Source organism: Streptococcus parasanguinis (assembly GCF_001578955.1).
Classification (GTDB): Bacteria; Bacillota; Bacilli; order Lactobacillales; family Streptococcaceae; genus Streptococcus; species Streptococcus parasanguinis_U.
Window position 1 is genome coordinate 317,390 of sequence record NZ_KQ969689.1, and the last position, 3,372, is coordinate 320,761.

The following is a 3,372-nucleotide window of genomic DNA, read 5'->3' on the forward strand; positions in this document are numbered from 1 at the left end:
AACAGAGATTCGTCCAGTTAAAGACGCTCAAGACTTGGAAGCTCTAGCTCAGTATGTCAAGGCTAGTATGGATCAAAATGACACCATGGATGCCATCCGAAAATTTCACAAGACACCAGTCAGCCAGCCTTGGAAGGCTCTCGACAATCAGCCCTTTACGTCTAAGAAAAAGTATGGGGCAATTGCCTTTGGATCTGGGATCTATGTATTAGGCGCACCAGAATTTGTCTTACGAGAGGGCTTCTCTGAGCTTGAACCAGAGATAGCTCCTGCTACTCAGGCAGGCAATCGTGTCTTGGCCTTTGGGAAATATCGGGGAGATCACCTGGGAGAGACTTTAGAGGCTCCTGTAGACTTGGTGGCCTGGATTATTCTCTCCAATCCGTTGAGAAAAAATGCCAAAGAAACCTTCGCCTACTTTAAACAACAAGGAGTGACCATTAAGGTCATTTCAGGGGACAACCCAGCTACAGTCTCAGCTATTGCACAAAAAGCAGGCATTAAAGGAGCAGAAGATCTAATCGATGCCAGAACCTTACTGACGGAAGAAGACTTGCACCAGGCGGCGAGCCAATATACGGTCTTTGGTCGAGTGACACCAGAGCAAAAGAAAAGCCTTGTAGAAGGCTTGCAGGCAAAGGGGCATAAAGTCGCCATGACTGGAGATGGCGTCAACGATATTCTGGCTCTCAAAACAGCGGATTGTAGTATTGCGATGGAATCTGGAAATGATGCGACCAAAAAGATGGCGCAAGTGGTTTTACTGGATTCTGACTTTGGGAAGATGCCGTCCATCGTGGCAGAAGGGCGACGGGTGGTCAATAATATTCAACGATCAGCCAGTCTCTTTTTGATCAAGAATATCTTTTCCATTTTGTTGGCCATCTCAGTGACGCTTTTAGCCTTTACTTATCCCATCATGCCGTCGCAGATGTCTTTGATCAGTGGTTTTACGATTGGGATTCCAGGATTCTTCCTAGCGCTTGAGCCCAATAGCGAGCGCATCAAAGGGCGCTTTATCGAAACGGTCTTTAAAAATGCGCTACCTGCTGCCTTGACGGATTTTATACTGATTTTTAGTCTGGTCTTGCTGTCTTCTACATTTGGCATGAGGTCGGAAGAGCTCTCGAGTGCAGCCATCTGCTTGATGGCCTTCGTTGGTTTTACCATCATCTACCAAGAATCCCAGCCTCTCAATCACTACAAGAGACTAGTTCTTCTAGGAAATATCCTAGCCTTCCTGGTATCAAGTAGTATCCTAGGGAAATTCTTTAACATGAGCTCCTTAAGGCTTCAAACGCTGCTAATCTGCGCCATCATGGTGGCTCTAGCTCTCGTCTTGATTCAAGTTTTCAAGAAGTTGGTAGGCTGGTTCTTTCATCGGAAGAAATAAAAGAAAAGAGCAAAACAGATAAAATAGTTTCGATTGGATGACGATATTTTTACGGTTCAGTTAGTTCTAGAAAATAGGCATCCCATTCTTGTGCTTCTGCTTTTGAAAGAAACAATGAAACCGAATGGATAACATCATCATGGAGAGATCTCCCTTGCTTTGGATCTTCCCAAATACTTTGATAGATGGCTTTTAATTCTAGTAAGTATAATTTTTGAAATGCAAAATAGCTAGGGAATTGTTTTGCAAATAGAAGTGTTAGCAGTTGTTTGCTAGCACTTTTTTCTTTTCTACTGATTAAGACCGATACTAAATTTAAAATCGTATCGATTTTGATTCGGTCCAGATTGTTTTTAAGTTTGTCTGGTGTATTTTCCAAAATTGTATCCGAAAAGAGAACAATAGCCTCAGTTGTGAAATAGGAGACCACACTTCCCATTAACCCAATGTCAAGATTGGTCCAATAATCTAACGAAAAAAAGTAATCCGTCAGTTCATTTATTGTCTGCTGTGAAACGGTTTTGTGCTGTTTTTCTGCAATGATAATCTCTAAAACGAGGGAGAGGATGTGATAAATGTATTGATGCTTTGAGATTGCTAATTCTTGAAAATCATTTTTAATTTGAAGAAGAGATACCCAATCCGAGTTTTCCATTGCCTCGTCCATTCGTTTTTTCAAGGTTAAAAACTCAGCACTATGGAAATCACTCCAATCAAAGATCTCATTAATTTCAACAATCATGTACCCCAATAATTGAAGCAATATATCATTGGATAGATTGGTTTTCCCATTTTCAAAATCAGAAATACTCGAAGCTGAACCAGCGATATTCCCGAGTTCTCTTAAGGAGATTTTTCTTTGTTTTCGAATCAATTTAAATTTTTCTCTAATGTCCATTTGTTCGGATTTCCGTAATTTTTTATATGCTATTTTTTTATATTATATACTATATCTATAAAAAGGGAAAGGAGAAAAAAGATGCAAATCATTTTAAAAAGTTTATCTAAATGGAAATTGATGTTGTATGTTCTATTTGCTGTTTTGTACTCACTTCAAGGGCTTTTATTATCGTTTATTATTCAGTTTGCAGGTGAAATTAATCCGCGAGATAAGGGAGCCTTACTTGTCTTTGGTATAGGAGGAATTGCTCTATTTGTATTGATCTATGCTTGTATGTATATCGATAACCTTCTAGTTCGATCGATCATCAAAGAATTCAATATATTGATTTCGGAGAGAACGTTAACCTACTTTCATCTAAAAAAATTAGAGTATACAGAGGCGGAGTTAAACTCATTTTTAACACAGGATATTCCGATGTTTTGGCAAGAATTTTTGACTCCTATGCTCATTTATCCAGTATTTGGCTTATCCATTCTAGCATCTATAGTCTATCTCATCATGCAGAACTTTTTTATTGGTTGTCTCTTTACAATAGGTGGTTTCCTGATGATCATTCCTCAGTTTGTATTTAACAAACTCCTACAAAAACGTGGGGAAGAGCTCAGTAAGGCAAGAAAGAAAAGTTTATCCAGTATCACCGATTTCAGCAAAGGAATTCAAACCATCCAAAGCAATCAAGCGGGAACCGAATTTTCACAGCATGTTCTGAAAGAAATTAGTGAAACGGAGCATCAACAATATACCTACTATACGACTCACAATTTAGTCATGTTTTGGACGGGTCCCTTAAAAGGATTAGGATTGATTGGCCCCTTGTTAACGGGTTTATTGCTTCTTCCTTCTACGACCTTGTCTCTGACAACACTCATCGCCATGATGACGGCTTCTATGAATTTAATCTCCCCTTTACAACAATTATTAGAAATGACCTCTAATTTGCAAGGATCAACGGTTGTCAAAAAGAAAGTTGTGTCGATTTTGAAAATGCCTGAAGTGAATGAGACGACAACCATTTTAGAACCTTTGACAGAAAAGCTCAGTATTCAGATCGATGATTTAACAAAGACATTTGGAG

3 protein-coding genes are annotated in these 3,372 nt (G+C 39.2%); 2 read left to right on the forward strand and 1 reads right to left on the reverse strand.

Annotated features, from left to right (window positions below):
• Window positions 1-1,393, forward strand: a 1,393-nt coding sequence (locus SPADD19_RS01520; protein WP_128861555.1) for an HAD-IC family P-type ATPase, incomplete at its 5' end; no start/stop codon positions are given.
• Window positions 1,394-1,442: 49 nt separating this feature from the next.
• Here SPADD19_RS01520 and SPADD19_RS01525 read toward each other — a convergent pair.
• The gene (locus SPADD19_RS01525; protein WP_061455028.1) at window positions 1,443-2,291 is read right to left on the reverse strand and encodes a helix-turn-helix domain-containing protein; all 849 of its coding nucleotides are present in this window, start codon (window positions 2,289-2,291) and stop codon (window positions 1,443-1,445) included.
• Window positions 2,292-2,372: 81 nt separating this feature from the next.
• Between SPADD19_RS01525 and SPADD19_RS12290 the strand changes: the two genes are divergently transcribed.
• A partial coding sequence (locus SPADD19_RS12290; RefSeq protein WP_481906730.1) for an ABC transporter ATP-binding protein occupies window positions 2,373-3,372 on the forward strand: 1,000 nt, incomplete at its 3' end.